The organism is Actinoplanes sp. NPDC023714 (genome assembly GCF_040639855.1).
Taxonomy (GTDB): Bacteria; Actinomycetota; Actinomycetes; order Mycobacteriales; family Micromonosporaceae; genus Actinoplanes.
This window is the reverse complement of sequence record NZ_JBFAAR010000001.1, coordinates 1,557,733-1,573,257: the sequence shown is the minus strand read 5'-3', so window position 1 is coordinate 1,573,257 and position 15,525 is coordinate 1,557,733. Positions and strand designations below refer to the sequence as shown.

Genomic DNA, 15,525 nt, shown 5'->3' with positions numbered 1-15,525 from the left:
GTGGTTCGACGCTGATGGGGCCTCCTCAGAACGTTGTTCTCATCTGCAACGCACAAGCGCGTGCGGATGATGCCAATGGCGGTCGGCCCCGAGTGTCCCGCCGGGGCGGGACGCCGGGAAAGCAGAAGGCCCCGGCACACGCTCTCGAAAGAACATGCCAGGGCCCGCTCGACCGGTCATCGGCGTCCAGGAGGACGCTTCCCCCACGCCGGGGCGAACCCCGGCGGGGTGACCGGACCCGGCCAGTGAAATGACTCGGGTGGGAACCTAGCGGGCTCCTCTTTCGCGCCCAGGCCGATTCAAGAGCGAAACGAGTCTGGGCGTGGTCGACTGCGAACGAGTCTATCAGGCCCCGGTAGCGGCCGAATGCAGGCCTCGGAGCGTCCGGACGCCCTCCACCGCGTAGTCCTTGTCGACCGCCTGCAGCGCGTGGATCGCCACCTGCTCGTCGTCGTGCAGCTCCAGGTGAGCCCAGGCCGAGTTCCGGTCGAAGCGCACCGCCCGCACCACGTCCCACGGCAGGTCGTAGCCGCCGATCACGTTGCGCACGTGCACCGCCTTCTCGTCGGCGGTGACCCGCGGCCGGCAGAACGCCAGGATGCCGAGGCCGAGCAGCACGCCCAGCCCGATCATGGCGGCCTGGTCGCCGCGCTGGAACGTGGCCTTCGAGTTCTCGAAGCCGGCGTTGCCGGTCAGCCCGAAGCTGAGCACGGTGAACAGGACCACGATGGCGAGCGCCAGCGGGATCGCCACGGTCCGGATCCGCTTGGGGCGGTAGATCACTGCGGTCATCAGAGCCTGCAATTCGCGATGTCGGTGACCAGGATCGCCCGGGCGCCGAGGTCGTACAGTTCGTCCATGATCCGGTGCACGTCCTTGCGCTGGACCATCGCCTGCACGGCGACCCAGCCCTCCCGGTGCAGCGGGGACACCGTCGGCGACTCGATGCCCGGGGTGAGGCCGGTCGCCTGCTCCAGCAGATCCGCCCGGACGTCGTAGGCCAGCATCACGAAGTTCCGCGCGACCAGCACGCCCTGGAGGCGGCGCAGCAGCTGCGCGGCGCCGGCCGGCGCCTGCTCCTCGCGGCCGATCAGGATCGCTGACGACGTCATGATCGGGTCGCCGATGGTGACCAGGCCGGCCTGGCGCAGCGTGGCGCCGGTCTCGACGACGTCCGCGATCAGATCGGCCACGCCGAGGCGGACCGCGTTCTCGACGGCGCCGTCGAGGCGCACGACGTCCGCCTTCACCTCGTTCTCGGCCAGGTATCGGCCCACCACACCGGGGTACGCCGTGGCGATCCGCCGCCCGCCGATCTCGCCGGCGCCGGTGATCGTGCCGGCCGGCGCGGCCCACCGGAACGTGGCCCGGCCGAAGTTCAGGTCGAGCAGCTCGGTCGCCGGGACGCCGGAGTCGACCAGCAGATCCCGGCCGGTGATGCCGAGATCCAGGTCACCGGAGCCCACGTACGTCGCGATGTCCTTCGGCCGGAGGTAGAAGAACTCGACGTTGTTGGCTTCGTCACGGCACAGCAGGTCTTTGGGGTCGGTGCGCTGGCGGTAACCCGCGTCCCGCAACATCTGTGACGCGGGTGCGGACAGGGTGCCCTTGTTGGGAATGGCGATGCGCAGCATGGACGTGCTCCTTCGATCTCTGTCAACGGGTCCGGGACGCGCTGTCAGAGATGTCGGTAAACGTCCTTGAGCTCGAGGCCGGTGGCGATCATCAGGACCTGTGCCTGGTAGAGCAGCTGGGAGATCTCCTCGGCGGCGCGCTCCGGGCCCTCGTGCTCGGCCGCCATCCAGGATTCGGCGGCCTCCTCGACGACCTTCTTGCCGATGAAGTGGACTCCGCGCTCGAGCGCCTCGACGGTGCCCGAACCGGGGGTCTGTTCCGCCGCCTTGCGTTGCAACTCGGCAAACAGTTCTTCGAACGTCTTCACGAGCAACGATTGTGGCAGCTCATCACGTCTTGACGACGAACGCCCCCAGCACCTGGGACGTTCTTTTAAGCTGCCCGGCATGGTCAGCCGATACACCCCCGTTGCGGTCGGCGGCGCTGCGCTCCTGTTCGCCGCTGTCACCGCCTGTTCCCCCGTGGAGGAAGACTCCTCCCCCACGGCGTCCGCGTCGTCCGCCTCCGCGGAGACCTGCGCGCCCGCGAGCCTCGCGACCCTCACGCCGGGCAAGCTCACCATCGGCACCGACAACCCCGCCTACGAGCCATGGTTCAGCGACAACAAGCCGGCCAACGGCAAGGGCTACGAGTCCGCTGTCGCCTACGCGGTCGCCGACCGGCTCGGATACCCGGCCGCCGACGTGCAGTGGACGTCGGTGACGTTCAACAACGCGATCGCGCCGGGCCCGAAGAAGTTCGACATCGACATCAACCAGTTCTCCATCACCGACGAGCGCAAGCAGGCCGTCGACTTCTCCTCGCCGTACTACCTGGTGCGGCAGACCGTGATCACCACGAAGGGCTCGAAGATCGCCGGCGCGAAGTCGCTGGCCGAGCTCAAGAGCGCGAAGCTCGGCGCCCAGGTGGGCACGACCAGCTACCAGGCCGTCACCGACCTGATCAAACCGGATCAGCAGCCGTCGGTCTTCAACAACAACGACGACGCCAAGGCCGCGCTGGTGAACGGCACCGTCGACGGCATCGTCGTGGACCTGCCGACCGCGTTCTACATGACCGCGGCCGAGCTCGACGACGGCGTCATCGTCGGCCAGCTGCCGCAGGTCGGCGTACCCGAGCAGTTCGGCATCGTGCTGGACAAGGACTCCTCGCTGACCGGCTGCGTCAGCAAGGCCGTCGACCAGCTGCGGCAGGACGGCACCCTCGCGGTCCTGGAGAAGACCTGGCTGGCCGACACCGGCGGAGCGCCCGAACTCTCGTGACCTACGCACCAAGCACCAGGCAACGGGAGCGGATCGCCTACCGCCGCCGTCAGGCGGTCCGCTCCGTACTGCTCGCGGCCCTCTCCACGGCCGTGGTCGGCACCGTGCTCACCATCGCGATCACCGGCGCCCCCGGCTGGGACCGGGTCAAGAGCTCGTTCTTCGACCCGGAGGCGGCGACCGAGTACCTGCCGGAGATCCTGCTCGGGCTCTGGCTGAACATCCGGCTGCTCGTGGTCTGCGCCACGCTGGCGCTCACCCTCGGCCTCGTGGTCGCGATCCTGCGGACCCTGCGCGGCCCGGTCTTCTTCCCGGTCCGGGCGATCGCCACCGGCTACACGTACACGTTCCGCGGCCTGCCACTGATCATCGTGATCTACCTGTACGCCTTCGGCATCCCCGGGCTGCGCCTGCAGGGCACGCCGGACGTGCTGGTCCTCGGCGCGGCCGCGATCATCGTGACCTACGGCGCGTACCTGGCCGAGGTGTTCCGGGCCGGCATCGAGTCGGTGCACCCGAGCCAGATCGCGGCGGCCCGCTCGCTGGGGCTCAGCTACCGCCAGGCGATGCGCCACGTGGTGCTGCCGCAGGCGGTCCGGCGGGTCACCCCGCCCCTGCTCAACGACACCGTGGCGCTGCAGAAGGACGTCGGCCTGATCTCGCTGGCCGGTCCCATCGACGCGATCCGGGCCGCCCAGATCGGCGTGGCCCAGGACGCCAACTTCACCCCGTACATCGTCGCCGGGGTGCTCTTCGTCCTGCTCGCCCTGCCGTTGATCGCGGTCACCGACTGGGTGACCCTGCGCGCGGCCCGCCGCCAGAACGCGGGGTCCTGACATGGTCCTTTCCTGCGTGGACGTCCGCAAGTCGTTCGGCGATCACGTCATCCTCGACGGTCTCACCCTGGACGTGGCCGAGCACGAGGTGATCGCCTTGATCGGCGCCTCCGGCTCGGGCAAGTCGACGCTGCTGCGCTGCGTCAACCTCCTGGAACAGATCGACGACGGCGCGATCACCCTGGACGGCGACGAGATCACCGATCCACGGGCCGACCCCGATCGGGTACGGCAGCGGATCGGGCTGGTCTTCCAGTCCTACAACCTGTTCCCGCACATGACCGTGCTGGACAACATCACGCTCGCGCCGGTCCGCGTGCACCGGCGTCCCGCCGCCGAGGCGAAGGAGCAGGCGATGACCTGGCTCAAGCGGGTCGGGCTGGAACAGAAGGCGGGCGCGTACCCGGACCGGCTCTCCGGCGGTCAGCAGCAGCGCGTCGCGATCGTCCGGGCGCTGGTGAACAACCCGCGCCTGCTGCTGCTCGACGAGGTCACCTCGGCGCTCGACCCGGAACTGGTCGGCGAGGTGCTCACCATGATCAAGGACCTCAAGGGCGAGGGCATGACCATGGTGCTGGCGACCCACGAGATGGGCTTCGCGAAGCAGGTGGCCGACCGGGTGGCGTTCCTCGACGGCGGCCGGGTGCTCGAGGCGGGGCCGCCCGGGCAGGTGCTGGGCGACCCCGTCGAGGCGCGCACGCGCCAGTTCCTGTCCCGAATAATCGAAGCCGGACGCCTCTGACGCCCTCTCACACCCCTCCCGCCCTCCTCCCGCGATCTTGTGACTTCACGCAGAAACGGTGCTGCGGAAAGTCACAAGATCGGCACCGGGCCGCCGCCGACGCCCCGCTCAGCCGCGATCTTGTGACCTCGCGCAGCAACGGTGCTGCCGGAAGTCACAAGATCGAGGCGGGTGGGGCTGGCGCGCGGCAAGAGGCATGGAGCGCGGAGGGGAGGGCGAAGGGGCTCAGTGGCCGAACAGGCCGGGCTTGCCGATCTCGCGGAGTGTCAGGGCGGCGTCCAGCACCGCCACGGTGGCCTGCCAGCCCTTGTCCTCGATCGAGTCCTCGAGGCCGGCCCGGTCGCGGGCCTGACCGAGGCTCTGGACGGTGAGCACGCCGTGCGCGACGGGCGTGTTCTCGTCCAGGGCCACCCGGGTGAGGCCGCTGGTGACGGCGTCGCAGACGTACTCGAAGTGCTGGGTCTCGCCCTTGATCACGACGCCGAGCGCGACCACGGCGTCGTACTTGCGGGCCAGCGCCTGCGCCACGACCGGGAGCTCGACCGAGCCGGCGACCCGGAAGACGCCCACGTCGGTCACCCCGCAGGCTTCGGCGGCCGACTTGGCCCGCTCGATCATGTGGTCGACCAGGTCGTTGTGCCACCGCGAGCCGACGATGCCGAGCTTGAGCCCGGCCGCGTCGACGGTCTCCATGTGCGGATCACCGAAGCCGGCCATGTACGTCCCCCTTTTTCGACTTATTTCATGCTAAGCGGTGAGCAGTCAGCCCAAGGCCTCGAACAGGTGGCCCATGCGATCCCGCTTCGTCCGCAGATAGTGCACGTTCTCCGGGTGCAGCCGGACCGGCAGGGACTCCCGGCCGGTCACGCGCAGCCCGTACCCCTCGAGCCCTGCTCTTTTGGCGGGGTTGTTGGTGAGCAGGCGCATCGACCGGATGCCCAGGTCGGCGAGGATCTGCGCGCCGGTGCCGTAGTCGCGCGCGTCGGCCGGCAGACCCAGCTCGAGGTTCGCGTCGACGGTGTCCAGCCCGCGATCCTGCAGCTGGTACGCCTGGAGCTTGTGCAGCAGCCCGATGCCCCGCCCCTCGTGGCCGCGCATGTAGAGCACCACGCCCCGGCCGGCCGCCGCGACCCGTTCGAGGGCGGCGTCCAGCTGGGGGCCGCAGTCGCACCGCTTCGAAGCGAAGACGTCGCCGGTGAGGCATTCCGAGTGCACCCGGACCAGCACGTCCTCGCCGTCGCCGATCTCGCCGAAGACGAGCGCCACGTGCTCGCCGTTGTCGGCCTCGGTGCGGTAGCCGACGGCCGTGAAGTCGCCGTGCTCGGTCGGCAGCTTGGTCTCCACAACCCGCTCCACCTGGCGGCCCTTGCGCAGGCTCAGGTACGCCACCAGCTCGGCGATCGACACCAGCGTGAGGCCGTGCTCGGCCGCGAACCGCTCCAGGTCGGGGCGGCGCTGCATGGTGCCGTCGTCGTTCACCATCTCGCAGAGCACGCCGGCCGCCCGGGCGCCGGCGAGGACCGCCAGGTCGACCGAGGCCTCGGTGTGCCCGGGACGGCGCAGCACGCCGCCCGGCTTGGCCCGCAGCGGGACGATGTGCCCGGGCCGGGACAGGTCGGACGGCTGGGTCTCCGCCGAGGAGAGCAGGCGGATGGTCCGGGCCCGGTCGGCGGCCGAGATGCCGGTGGTCCCGCCCACCCGGGCGTCCACCGTCACGGCGTACGCGGTCTTGTAGGAGTCCTGGTTGTATTCCACCATCGGCGGCAGGTCGAGCCGGTCGGCCTCGGCCTCCGGGATCGCCACGCAGACGTAGCCGGACGTGTACCGGACCATGAACGCGACCAGTTCCGGCGTGGCGTGCTCGGCCGCGAAGATGAGGTCGCCCTCGTTCTCGCGGTCCTCGTCGTCCACCACGATCACGGCCTTGCCGGCGGCGATGTCCGCGATCGCCTGCTCGACTCTCTCAAACATTGCGGCTCCCCAGCATCTTCTCGACGTACTTCGCGATCACGTCGACCTCGAGGTTGACCGGATCGCCGATGGCCTTGCTGCCCAGCACGGTGAGCTTCGAGGTGGCCGGGATCATCCCGACCGCGAAGCTGTCCGCCGTCACGTCCATCACCGTCAGCGAGACGCCGTCGACGGTGATCGAGCCCTTCTCCACGACGTACTTCGCCAGCTCGGCCGGGAGCGAGAAGCGCACCACCTCCCACTGGTCGGCCGGCTCGCGGGCGATGATTCGCGCGACGCCGTCCACGTGCCCCTGCACCAGGTGACCGCCGAGGCGGCTGTTCAGCGCGGCGGCCCGTTCCAGGTTGACCTGGCTGCCGACCGTGAGGGCGCCGAGCGAGCTGCGGCGCAGCGTCTCGCCCATCACGTCGGCGGTGAACACGCCGTCCTCGTTGTCGATCACGGTGAGGCAGACCCCGTTCACCGCGATCGAGTCGCCGTGCCCCGCATCCGACGTGACGAGCGGGCCGCGGACGGCGATGACCGCCGAGTCGCCCCCCGCGTCGGTGAGGCGGATGACCTCACCCAGTTCCTCGACGATCCCGGTGAACATTCAGTTCTCCTCTGGCTTGGGGCGGAGCAGTGCGGTGAAGCGCAGGTCGCCGCCGATCTGCGCGATGTCGGTGAACTCCAGCTCGACGGCCTCGGCGATGGTGCCGACACCGGCGTCGACCAGGGCCGTGCGGCCGTCGCCGAGCAGTTTCGGCGCGACGTACCCGATCACCCGATCGACCAGTCCGGCCGCCAGGAAAGCTCCGGCGAGGGTCGGACCGCCCTCGAGCAGCACATTCCGCACGCCACGGGCGTAGAGCCGGGTGAGCATCCGGGCCAGGTCGACCCGGCCCTGCGGGCCGCTTCCCACCGCGGCCGCCGTGACGATCCAGGTGGGTGCGGCGGCGTCCCGGACGCGGGCGTTTTCGGGGGTACGGCCGGACGAGTCGACCACCACCCGCAGAGGTTGTTTGATCGCCAGCGTGCCGTCGCGCAGGTCCCGGACGGTGAGCTGCGGGTCGTCCGCCAGCACCGTGCCCACGCCGACGACGATGGCGTCGACGGTGCTGCGCAGCACGTGCACGTCGGAGCGGGACTCCGGGGACGAGATCCACTGGCTGGTGCCGTCCGCGGCGGCCGAGCGGCCGTCCAGCGTCGCGGCCATCTTCCAGGTGACGTACGGCCGGCCGCGCCGGACCGCGGTGAGCCAGGCGACGTTGCCGGCCTCGGCCTCCTCGCGGCGCACCCCGGTGGCCACCTCGATGCCGGCGGCCCGCAGCGTGGCGGCGCCGCCGGAGGCGACCGGGTTGGGGTCGTCCACGCCGATCACGACGCGCCGCACCCCGGCCGCGATCAGGGCGTGCGAGCACGGGCCGGTGCGCCCGGTGTGGTTGCAGGGTTCGAGGGAGACGACGCAGGTGCCGCCCCGGGCCAGCTCGCCCGCCTGGGCGAGGGCGACGATCTCGGCGTGCGGCCCTCCGGCGTACGCGTGGAAGCCCTCGCCGACCACCTCCCCGCCGGGACCGAGCAGCAGGCAGCCGACGACCGGGTTGGGGCTGGTCGTGCCGAGGCCACGGGCGGCCAGCGCGATCGCGCGGCGCATCGCCTCGTCCTCGGTCACCTTCACGGCGTTCCTCTCGCGCGGAGCGGTCACGCGCGGCGAGGCAGGGATGAGGCGACGAGGAATCGGGCACGAGGGTACGCTTAGCGCACCCTCGGACGGGCCACGCCGCTCTTCGTCAAGCGGGCACGACTCGCCGATTCCGCGCGCTGTCTCCCATCCGGACTGTCTGACCGGGCTTTCGCCTGATCAACCGTCGGCCCTGGAGTCTCACCAGATCCACCGGCCGCCGATGGTCGACGTCCGGGTCGCGGGCTTACCGCTGCTTGCGCAACGGATCACCGCCGGTTCGGAATTTCACCGAGTCCCGCCAGCGCGTGGTGGGTCACTCCCGAGTCTTGCACGGTGCGGCGATTTTGCCACCCGGCCAGCGAGCTAGTTCACATTCATCTGACCAGGGGAATGAAACGCCACTGTCCAAATCCTACTGATTCAGTGGGCGTAGACAATGTCTACTCGGCTCTGGTAGACAGTGTCTATGGAACCTGACCAGGGGCTCCGCGAGAGGCTCGTGGCCGCCGGGGCGGAACTGCTGCGCACCGAGGGCCCGGCCGCGCTGTCGCTGCGGGAGATCGCCCGCCGGGCCGGCGTGTCCCACGGCGCGCCGCGGCGCCACTTCCTGACCCACCTCGACCTGCTCGCCGCCATCGCCGGGGCGGGCTTCGCCGATCTCGGCGACCGGATCACCGCGTCGCTGGCGGCCGCGCCGGACCGCCCGCGCGACCGGGTGGTGGCGCTCGCCCGGGTCTACGCCCGGTTCGCTGCCGAGGAGCCCGGCATGTTCGAGCTGATGTTCCGGCAGGACCTGCTGGAGAGCGGCAACCTGGGCCTGCGCGACACCGGCCTGCCGCTCTTCGCCCTCCTCGTCGACCTGGTGACCGCCGCCCAGCCGGACGACGGGCGGCCCGCCGAGGTCACCGCGGGCGCGCTCTGGGCCGGGCTGCACGGCGTGGTGCAGCTCTGGAACTGGGGCCGGCTGCCGCTCGCGACCGGCCTCGAAGACCCGGCGCCCCTGGTCGACGCCGTGATCACCGCACACCTGGGAGCCGCGCGATGACCCGTACGCCCGCTCTTTATGCACTGACCAGCGCGACCGTCGGCACCGCCCTGCGCCGCATCTGGCGACCGCAGGTCGCGGGCCTGGAGAAGATCCCGGCCGGCGGCGCGATCATCTGCCCCAACCACCTCTCCGTCGGTGACCAGCTCTTCCTCGGGGTGACCGTGCCCCGGCACATCGCGTTCTGGGCGAAGGCCGAGTATTTCCGGCGCCGGCTGACCCGGCCCATGGTCACCGGCATGGGCGCCATACCGGTCGAGCGGGCCGGCGGGCGCGCGGTGCTCGGCGCCTTCGACGCGGCGGCGCCGATCCTCCGGGCCGGCGGGCTGGTCGCGGTCTTCCCGGAGGGCACCCGCTCCCCGGATGGGCGCCTGCACCGGGGACGCACCGGAGCGGTCCGGCTGGCCGCGCAGGCCGGCGTCCCGATCGTCCCGGCCGGCATCATCGGCACCCGCGGCCTGCGACCGGGCGGCATCCTGCGGCCGGGCCGCCACCCGGTCTCGATCACCTTCGGCGAGCCCCTGATCGTCGGCGGGTCCTCGGTGCGCCAGGACACCGACGAACTGATGCGGCGGATCCAGGCCCTCACCGGCCAGGAGTACGTGCCGCGTTACGCCCCGCCCTCGGAATCCCGCCGGCGGTCGATCGCCACGTAGGAGCCGGGCTGTGACTTCGCGACCTTCTTCATCTCCGAGGCGACCGCGATGACCACCCGGGGGTCGGTGAAGCTCCGGCCCTCGGAGGTCGACTGCGCCACCCCGATGGAGAGCGTGACCAGGGCCGCCTTCTGCTTGTTGCCGCGGCGGTCCGGCACCTCGATGAAGCCGCGCTGTGCGTCCTTCGGCTCGTAGAGGCGGTCGGCCGCGTTCTCGAAGTCGGTGACCATGCGCTTGGTGAGCGGCAGCACCTGGTCGGGCGTGCAGATGAAGACGAAGTCGTCGCCGCCGATGTGCCCCAGGAAGATCGACGGCGGGCCGGTCTGCGCGCTCGCCTTCTGCAGGCTGCGGGCCAGCGCGATGATGAAGTCGTCGCCGCGGTCGAAGCCGTAGACGTCGTTGACGCTCTTGAACCGGTCGATGTCGATGTAGCCCACCGAGTATTCCCCGGCCGTGCGCATCCGCTCGCCGATCTCGCGGCGGACCCGGGCGTTGCCGGGCAGGCCGGTCAGCGGCGACACCTCGCGGGCGTCCTTGTTGCGGCGCAGCGTCGTGGAGACCCGGGCGATCAGCTCGGCCGTGTCGAACGGCTTGACCAGGTAGTCGTCGGCGCCCGCGGTGAGGCCGACCACCTTGTCCACGGTCATGCTCTTGGCGGTCAGCATGATCACCGGCAGCGCCGAGGTGAGCGGCTCGGCCCGCAGCCGGCGCACCAGCTCGACACCGTCCATCCGCGGCATCATCCAGTCGACCACGGCGAGGCCGGGCCGATGGTCCTCCATCAGCTCGAGAGCCTCCTGACCGTCCCGGGCCCGGATCACCTCGAAGCCGTGGACCTTCAGGTTGAACTCGACGAAGCTCGCGATGTCCTGATCGTCGTCGACCACCAGGATCAGGTCGGGCCCCTCCTCGGGGTCGAGCTCGGGATCGATCTCGGGCCGGGCCTCAGCCTCGCTCATCGCACCTTCCGGGACCTTCTTCGCCAAGGACATTGGATCCGATGATGGCCCCTCATCGGGCCGTCACGCCACCCCCATCGCCCCCGCGGCCAGACCGCGCAACTTCCGGATCGCCTCGGCCGGGTCGGCGGCGCCGTAGACAGCGGTGCCCGCCACGAACGCGTCGGCGCCCGCCTCGGCCGCCCGCTCGATGGTGTCGGCCGCGATGCCGCCGTCCACCTCGACCCGGATCTCCAGGTCGTTCACGGCGATCCGGCGGCGCACGTCGCGCACCTTGTCGAGCAGCTCCGGCATGAACGCCTGGCCGCCGAAGCCCGCCTTGATCGTCATGATCAGGATGGTGTCGAGGTAGGGCAGCAGTTCGAGGTACGGCTCCACCGGGGTGTCCCGGTCGATCGCGAGGCCAGCCTTCGCGCCGGCCGCCCGCAGCGTCTTGGCGAGCGCCACCGGGTCGTCGCAGGCCTCCGCGTGGAACGTGACGTTGTAGGCGCCCGCCTCGGCGTAGGCCGGCGCCCAGCGCTGCGGGTCCGTGATCATCAGATGGACGTCGAACGGGATGCTCGTGGCCTTGCGCAGGCTCTGCACCACCGGAAGCCCGATCGTCAGGTTCGGCACGAAGTGGTTGTCCATGACGTCCACGTGGACCCAGTCGGCCGCCCCCTCGATCGCCCGCACCTCCTCCCCGAGCCGGGAGAAGTCGGACGCAAGGATGCTCGGCGCGATGATCGGCGACAGTGTCACGGCTGAAAGTGTATGACTTCCGCCCTGCGTATCGGCAGTGCGCACCCCCTGTGACCGCACTGGGTCCGCCCTGTGTACAGGCTTTGTTCTATGTATCGTTACCCGCCATGACCGAAGCTCGCCGCCCCCGGCTGGCAGCCCTCGACGGGCTCCGCCTCGTCGCCGCGCTCTACGTGGCGATGTACCACTTCTCCGGGTACGGGCCCGGTGTCGAGGACGCCTGGGGCACCTCCCGCGAGACGGCCTTCCCCACCCTGCACGCGATCAGCCAGTACGGCTGGCTCGGCGTCGAGCTGTTCTTCATGATCAGCGGATTCGTCATCTGCATGAGCAGCTGGGGCCGGTCGCCGGGCGCGTTCTTCCGGTCCCGCGTGACCCGGCTCTTCCCGGCGTACTGGGCCGCCATCGCGATCACCACGGTGGTCCTGACGATCTGGCCGGTCGTCCGCGAGCACCGGCGCTACAGCGACATCCTGCTGAACCTGTCGATGATGCAGGAGGCGGTCGGCGCGCCGCACATCGACGCCGTCTACTGGACGCTCTGGAGCGAGGGCCTCTTCTACATCCTCTTCTCGTTCGTGATCTGGCGCGGGCTCACCCTGAAGCGGGCGATCGTCTTCGGGTACGGCTGGCTGATCGCGGCGATGCTCGCCCAGAACTCCGGCGTGCCGCTGCTGAAGACGTTCCTCCAGCCGAACTACGCCTCGTTCTTCGTGGCCGGCATCGCGCTCTACCTGATCTACCGGTTCGGGCCGGACCTGCTGCTCTGGGGGCTGCTCGGCCTGTCGTTCGTGCTGTCGATCTACTGGACCGACCGGCAGGTGCGGCACTTCAACGAACGCTTCGACATGACCATGAACACGCTGGTCGGCGCCGCGCTCGTCACGGCGTTCTTCGTGGTGCTGCTGGTGATCACCCTCGGCTGGACGAGCCGGATCCAGTGGCGCTGGCTGACCACGGCGGGCGTTTTGACGTACCCGTTCTATCTCCTGCACGAGTACATCGGCTGGACCATGATCTACGGCCTCCGCGACCAGGCGCCGCGCCTGGTGGTATTGGCCGTCGTCGTCGTGGCCATGCTGGTGGCGGCGTACCTGCTGCACCGGCTCATCGAGAAGCCGCTGGCCCGGGTCATGTCGGCCAAACTCGCGGAGGCGAGCGCCCGGCTGGACCGTCCCGATCGGTTCGGGCCACGGCCGGCCGCGCCGGTGGTGCCGTCGCCGCGAACCTCCCCCGAGAAGGCGCTGGTCCCCTCCCGCGACTGACGCGTGACGGCGGGTCTCGAGCGCCCGCCTCCACCCGCCCTCCCCCTGGCGCCGATCTTGTGAAATCGCGCAGACCCGTTGCCGCAGGAATCCACAAGATCGACGCTGTCAGCCCGGCTCGTCCGCCCCCATCCCCGATCTTGTGACTTCCTGCAGGCCCGCTGCCGCGCAAGTTCACAAGATCGAGCCGGACAGCCCCGCTCGCCCGCCCTCAGCCCGCCCTGAGCCCGCCCTCAGCCCCGATCTTGTGAATCCGTGCAGGCCCGCTGGCGCGGAAATCCACAAGATCGAGCCGGGAGTGCGGCGGAGCGCGGCGGGCGCGCGTCGGGGTGCGGTCAGCTGGTGCGGCGCAGGACTGCCAGGAACATCGCGTCCGTGCCGTGGCGGTGCGGCCACAGCTGCACCGTAGGGCCGGGGCCCAGACCCGGCATGCCCGGCGGCAGCAGCGGCCGGGCATCGACGAAGTCGACCTCGACGCCGCTGCGGCGGGCGCCCTCGCTGACCGTCACCTGGGTCTCGACCATGTGGGGTGAGCACGTCACGTACGCCACCACGCCGCCCGGCCGGACCGCCCGCAGCGCCGCCACCAGCAGTTCGCGCTGGAGCCGGGTCAGCGGCGGCAGGTCGGCCGGCTGGCGGCGCCAGCGCGACTCGGGACGGCGGCGCAGCGAGCCGAGGCCGGTGCACGGCGCGTCGACGAGTACCCGGTCGAACGACTCCTCGGGCAGGTCCGGGTCGCGGCCCACCGAGCGGCCGTCCATCGGCAGCACCGTGACCGGCATGCCCTCGGTGGCCTGGTCGACCAGGCGGGCCCGGTGCTCGGCCACCTCGACGGCGGTCACCTCGGCGCCCCGGCCCGCCGCGATCGCGCCGATCAGGCCGGTCTTGCCGCCCGGCCCGGCGCACAGGTCGAGCCAGCGGGTGTCCTGTCCTTCGATCGGCGCGGCGAGCAGGGCGGCGGCCACCAGCTGCGAGCCCTCGTCCTGCACGTGGGCGCGGCCTTCGCGGATGGCGGCCAGGTCGCGCGGCGCGCCGCCGTTCAGATAGACCGCGTACGGCGAGAACGCGCCGGGCACCCCGCCCACCTCGTCGGCGAGGTCGACGGCGTCGGCCCGTCCCGGCCGCGCGCACAGGTGCACAGCGGGCGGCTGGTTGTCCTCGATGAGCAGCCGGGCGGTGTCGTCCAGGTCGCCGCCGAGCGCCTCGGCGAACGACCGGATGATCCACTGCGGGTGGTGGTGCATCACCGACAGGTTGGCGATCGGGTCCGACTCGTAGTCGGGCGCGACCTTCTCGAGCCACGCCTCGAGCGAGGTCTCGGAGACGGTGCGCATCACCGCGTTGGCGAAGCCGGCCGCGCCCGGGGCCACCGAGCGGACCAGGTCGACCGTCTGGTTCACCGCGGCGTGCGGGGGCACCCGGGTGTAGAGCAGCTGGTAGACGCCGAGCCGCAGAGCGTCCCGGGCCGGCGGGTCGATCCGGGCCACGTCCCGGCCGGCCGCGTCCGCGATGATCAGGTCGAGGGTGCCGAGGGCGCGCAGGGTCCCGTACGTCAGCTCGGTCGCGAACGCCGCGTCCCGGCCGTGCAGGCCCATCCCGCCGAGGATGTCGGCGAGGACCAGGTTCGCGTACGCGTCGTCGCGGTGCACCGCGGCGATCGCCTCGTAGGCGGCCTGCCGCGCCGGGTCGGACGCCGGCCGGCCCGCCCGGGGCGCCCGGCCACTGCGGTCGTCGCGCCGGTCCCGGCCGTATCCCGGCCCGGCCGGCCTGCTCGGACGGCCGCCGTGCGGCCGCGAGGCCCGATGTTCCGAACCACTGGTCACGCCAGCTTCTCCCCTGCTTCGATCCGCATGCCGCGCGCCCAGTCGGTCGCGGCCATCGGTTTCTTGCCGGCTGCCCGGACCTCGCCCAGGATCACCGGAGTCGTCGCGGTGCCGGCCAGCACCTGCGTGCGCTCCACCAGGAGCTCGCCGGGCCGGAGCGACGGCACGTTCGCCACCGGGCGCACCGGGCCCAGCTTCAGCCGGTCGCCGCGCAGCGTCGTCCACGCGCCCGGCGCCGGGGTGCAGGCGCGGATCCGCCGGTCGACCGCGAACGCCGGGTCGTCCCAGCGGATCCGGGCGTCGTCGGCGGTCAGCTTCGGCGCGAACGAGACGCCGTCGTGCGGCTGAGGGTGTGCCCGGGCGGTGCCCGCCTCGATCGCGTCGAGGACCGCCACCAGCAGCCCGGCGCCCTCGACGGCCAGCCGCTCCAGCAGGTCGCCGGAGGTGTCGTTGAACCGGATCTGGTCGGTGAGCGTGCCGTAGACCGGGCCGGTGTCGAGCCCCGCCTCCAGCTCGAAGACGCTGGCGCCGGTCACCGAGTCGCCGTGCAGGACCGCGTGCTGCACCGGCGCCGCGCCGCGCCAGGCGGGCAGCAGCGAGAAGTGCAGGTTCACCCAGCCGTGCTTCGGGATCTCCAGGGCGCTGGGCGGGACCAGGGCGCCGTACGCCACCACGGGCACGCAGTCCGGCGCGATCTGCCGCAGCCGCTCCTGGAACTCCGGGTCGCGCGGCTTCTCCGGGGTGAGCACCTCGATGCCGTGCTCGTCGGCCCAGGCGCCGGCGGCCGAGCGCACCAGGCGGCGGCCCCGGCCGGCCGGCGCGTCCGGGCGGGTCACCACGGCCACCAGGTCGTGGCCGGAGGCGGCGATCGCCTCGAGGCTGGGCAGCGCCACCTCGGGCGTGCCGGCGAAGACTATCCGCACGCGA

17 protein-coding genes and 1 riboswitch are annotated in these 15,525 nt (G+C 71.3%); of the genes, 6 read left to right on the top strand and 11 right to left on the bottom strand.

Annotation, left to right across the window (positions count from 1 at the left end):
- Positions 1-345 precede the first annotated feature (345 nt).
- The 3 genes from AB0G10_RS07375 to AB0G10_RS07365 are packed head-to-tail and all read right to left on the bottom strand — an operon-like array spanning position 346 to position 1,948.
- Positions 346-792, bottom strand: coding sequence for a PH domain-containing protein (locus AB0G10_RS07375; protein ID WP_360917819.1), 447 nt, complete (start codon positions 790-792; stop codon positions 346-348).
- Positions 792-1,634, bottom strand: coding sequence for an ATP phosphoribosyltransferase (gene hisG / locus AB0G10_RS07370; protein ID WP_360917818.1), 843 nt, complete (start codon positions 1,632-1,634; stop codon positions 792-794). Before hisG ends, AB0G10_RS07375 begins: the two co-directional genes overlap by 1 nt.
- 44 nt (positions 1,635-1,678) lie before the next feature.
- Positions 1,679-1,948 carry a phosphoribosyl-ATP diphosphatase gene (locus AB0G10_RS07365; protein WP_229072420.1) on the bottom strand — a complete coding sequence of 90 codons (270 nt, stop codon included), beginning with the start codon at positions 1,946-1,948 and terminating at the stop codon, positions 1,679-1,681.
- 73 nt (positions 1,949-2,021) lie between these two features.
- On the opposite strand from AB0G10_RS07365, the gene AB0G10_RS07360 reads away from it, so the two are divergent.
- Genes AB0G10_RS07360 through AB0G10_RS07350 form a run of 3 tightly spaced genes read left to right on the top strand, consistent with a single transcriptional unit; the run spans position 2,022 to position 4,475 of the window.
- Entirely contained in the window at positions 2,022-2,897 is an 876-nt protein-coding gene (locus tag AB0G10_RS07360; protein ID WP_360917817.1) for an ABC transporter substrate-binding protein, read from the top strand.
- On the top strand, positions 2,894-3,733 hold the full coding sequence (locus tag AB0G10_RS07355) for an amino acid ABC transporter permease (RefSeq protein ID WP_360917816.1): 840 nt from the start codon (positions 2,894-2,896) through the stop codon (positions 3,731-3,733). The genes AB0G10_RS07360 and AB0G10_RS07355 overlap by 4 nt, the downstream gene beginning before the upstream one ends.
- Before the next feature lies 1 nt (position 3,734).
- Positions 3,735-4,475 (top strand): amino acid ABC transporter ATP-binding protein, encoded by a 741-nt coding sequence (locus tag AB0G10_RS07350; RefSeq protein WP_360917815.1) that lies wholly within the window; start codon positions 3,735-3,737, stop codon positions 4,473-4,475.
- 225 nt (positions 4,476-4,700) lie between these two features.
- Here the strand turns inward: AB0G10_RS07350 and ribH are convergent, their stop codons facing one another.
- The 4 genes from ribH to ribD are packed head-to-tail and all read right to left on the bottom strand — an operon-like array spanning position 4,701 to position 8,079.
- Positions 4,701-5,192: a 6,7-dimethyl-8-ribityllumazine synthase gene (gene ribH, locus AB0G10_RS07345; protein WP_360917814.1), complete on the bottom strand. Its 492-nt coding sequence runs from the start codon at positions 5,190-5,192 to the stop codon at positions 4,701-4,703.
- Positions 5,193-5,237: 45 nt separating this feature from the next.
- Positions 5,238-6,446: a bifunctional 3,4-dihydroxy-2-butanone-4-phosphate synthase/GTP cyclohydrolase II gene (locus AB0G10_RS07340; protein WP_360917813.1), complete on the bottom strand. Its 1,209-nt coding sequence runs from the start codon at positions 6,444-6,446 to the stop codon at positions 5,238-5,240.
- Positions 6,439-7,038 carry a riboflavin synthase gene (locus AB0G10_RS07335; protein WP_360917812.1) on the bottom strand — a complete coding sequence of 200 codons (600 nt, stop codon included), beginning with the start codon at positions 7,036-7,038 and terminating at the stop codon, positions 6,439-6,441. The genes AB0G10_RS07340 and AB0G10_RS07335 overlap by 8 nt, the downstream gene beginning before the upstream one ends.
- Complete coding sequence (gene ribD / locus AB0G10_RS07330; RefSeq protein WP_360917986.1) at positions 7,039-8,079, bottom strand: bifunctional diaminohydroxyphosphoribosylaminopyrimidine deaminase/5-amino-6-(5-phosphoribosylamino)uracil reductase RibD; 1,041 nt, start codon at positions 8,077-8,079, stop codon at positions 7,039-7,041. It abuts the gene before it with no gap.
- 162 nt (positions 8,080-8,241) lie between these two features.
- Positions 8,242-8,416, bottom strand: a riboswitch (FMN riboswitch).
- 159 nt (positions 8,417-8,575) lie between these two features.
- On the opposite strand from ribD, the gene AB0G10_RS07325 reads away from it, so the two are divergent.
- Together AB0G10_RS07325 and AB0G10_RS07320 are read left to right on the top strand one after the other, a co-directional pair.
- Positions 8,576-9,154: a TetR/AcrR family transcriptional regulator gene (locus AB0G10_RS07325; RefSeq protein WP_360917811.1), complete on the top strand. Its 579-nt coding sequence runs from the start codon at positions 8,576-8,578 to the stop codon at positions 9,152-9,154.
- Entirely contained in the window at positions 9,151-9,810 is a 660-nt protein-coding gene (locus AB0G10_RS07320; protein WP_360917810.1) for a lysophospholipid acyltransferase family protein, read from the top strand. The genes AB0G10_RS07325 and AB0G10_RS07320 overlap by 4 nt, the downstream gene beginning before the upstream one ends.
- Here the strand turns inward: AB0G10_RS07320 and AB0G10_RS07315 are convergent.
- Positions 9,765-10,769, bottom strand: coding sequence for a response regulator (locus AB0G10_RS07315; RefSeq protein ID WP_360917809.1), 1,005 nt, complete (start codon positions 10,767-10,769; stop codon positions 9,765-9,767). The two genes, AB0G10_RS07320 and AB0G10_RS07315, sit on opposite strands and share 46 nt — an antisense overlap.
- A 63-nt stretch (positions 10,770-10,832) precedes the next feature.
- Positions 10,833-11,510: a ribulose-phosphate 3-epimerase gene (gene rpe / locus AB0G10_RS07310; RefSeq protein WP_360917808.1), complete on the bottom strand. Its 678-nt coding sequence runs from the start codon at positions 11,508-11,510 to the stop codon at positions 10,833-10,835.
- Positions 11,511-11,617: 107 nt separating this feature from the next.
- Between rpe and AB0G10_RS07305 the strand changes: the two genes are divergently transcribed.
- Positions 11,618-12,775 (top strand): acyltransferase, encoded by a 1,158-nt coding sequence (locus tag AB0G10_RS07305; protein WP_360917807.1) that lies wholly within the window; start codon positions 11,618-11,620, stop codon positions 12,773-12,775.
- Between the two features lie 335 nt (positions 12,776-13,110).
- Here the strand turns inward: AB0G10_RS07305 and AB0G10_RS07300 are convergent, their stop codons facing one another.
- Both AB0G10_RS07300 and fmt read right to left on the bottom strand, forming a co-directional pair.
- Complete coding sequence (locus tag AB0G10_RS07300; RefSeq protein ID WP_360917806.1) at positions 13,111-14,598, bottom strand: transcription antitermination factor NusB; 1,488 nt, start codon at positions 14,596-14,598, stop codon at positions 13,111-13,113.
- Entirely contained in the window at positions 14,595-15,521 is a 927-nt protein-coding gene (fmt, locus tag AB0G10_RS07295) for a methionyl-tRNA formyltransferase (RefSeq protein ID WP_360917805.1), read from the bottom strand. Before fmt ends, AB0G10_RS07300 begins: the two co-directional genes overlap by 4 nt.
- Between the last annotated feature and the right edge of the window lie 4 nt (positions 15,522-15,525).

Bases quoted from the DNA above. Each gene is read 5' to 3' on its own strand.
- AB0G10_RS07305 (WP_360917807.1), top strand. From the start codon at position 11,618: ATGACCGAAGCTCGCCGCCCCCGGCTGGCAGCCCTCGACGGGCTCCGC.
- AB0G10_RS07335 (WP_360917812.1), bottom strand. From the start codon at position 7,038: ATGTTCACCGGGATCGTCGAGGAACTGGGTGAGGTCATCCGCCTCACC.
- AB0G10_RS07340 (WP_360917813.1), bottom strand. From the start codon at position 6,446: ATGTTTGAGAGAGTCGAGCAGGCGATCGCGGACATCGCCGCCGGCAAG.
- AB0G10_RS07325 (WP_360917811.1), top strand. From the start codon at position 8,576: ATGGAACCTGACCAGGGGCTCCGCGAGAGGCTCGTGGCCGCCGGGGCG.
- AB0G10_RS07320 (WP_360917810.1), top strand. From the start codon at position 9,151: ATGACCCGTACGCCCGCTCTTTATGCACTGACCAGCGCGACCGTCGGC.
- AB0G10_RS07315 (WP_360917809.1), bottom strand. From the start codon at position 10,769: ATGAGCGAGGCTGAGGCCCGGCCCGAGATCGATCCCGAGCTCGACCCC.
- ribD (WP_360917986.1), bottom strand. From the start codon at position 8,079: ATGCGCCGCGCGATCGCGCTGGCCGCCCGTGGCCTCGGCACGACCAGC.
- ribH (WP_360917814.1), bottom strand. From the start codon at position 5,192: ATGGCCGGCTTCGGTGATCCGCACATGGAGACCGTCGACGCGGCCGGG.
- AB0G10_RS07360 (WP_360917817.1), top strand. From the start codon at position 2,022: ATGGTCAGCCGATACACCCCCGTTGCGGTCGGCGGCGCTGCGCTCCTG.
- AB0G10_RS07375 (WP_360917819.1), bottom strand. From the start codon at position 792: ATGACCGCAGTGATCTACCGCCCCAAGCGGATCCGGACCGTGGCGATC.
- AB0G10_RS07350 (WP_360917815.1), top strand. From the start codon at position 3,735: ATGGTCCTTTCCTGCGTGGACGTCCGCAAGTCGTTCGGCGATCACGTC.
- hisG (WP_360917818.1), bottom strand. From the start codon at position 1,634: ATGCTGCGCATCGCCATTCCCAACAAGGGCACCCTGTCCGCACCCGCG.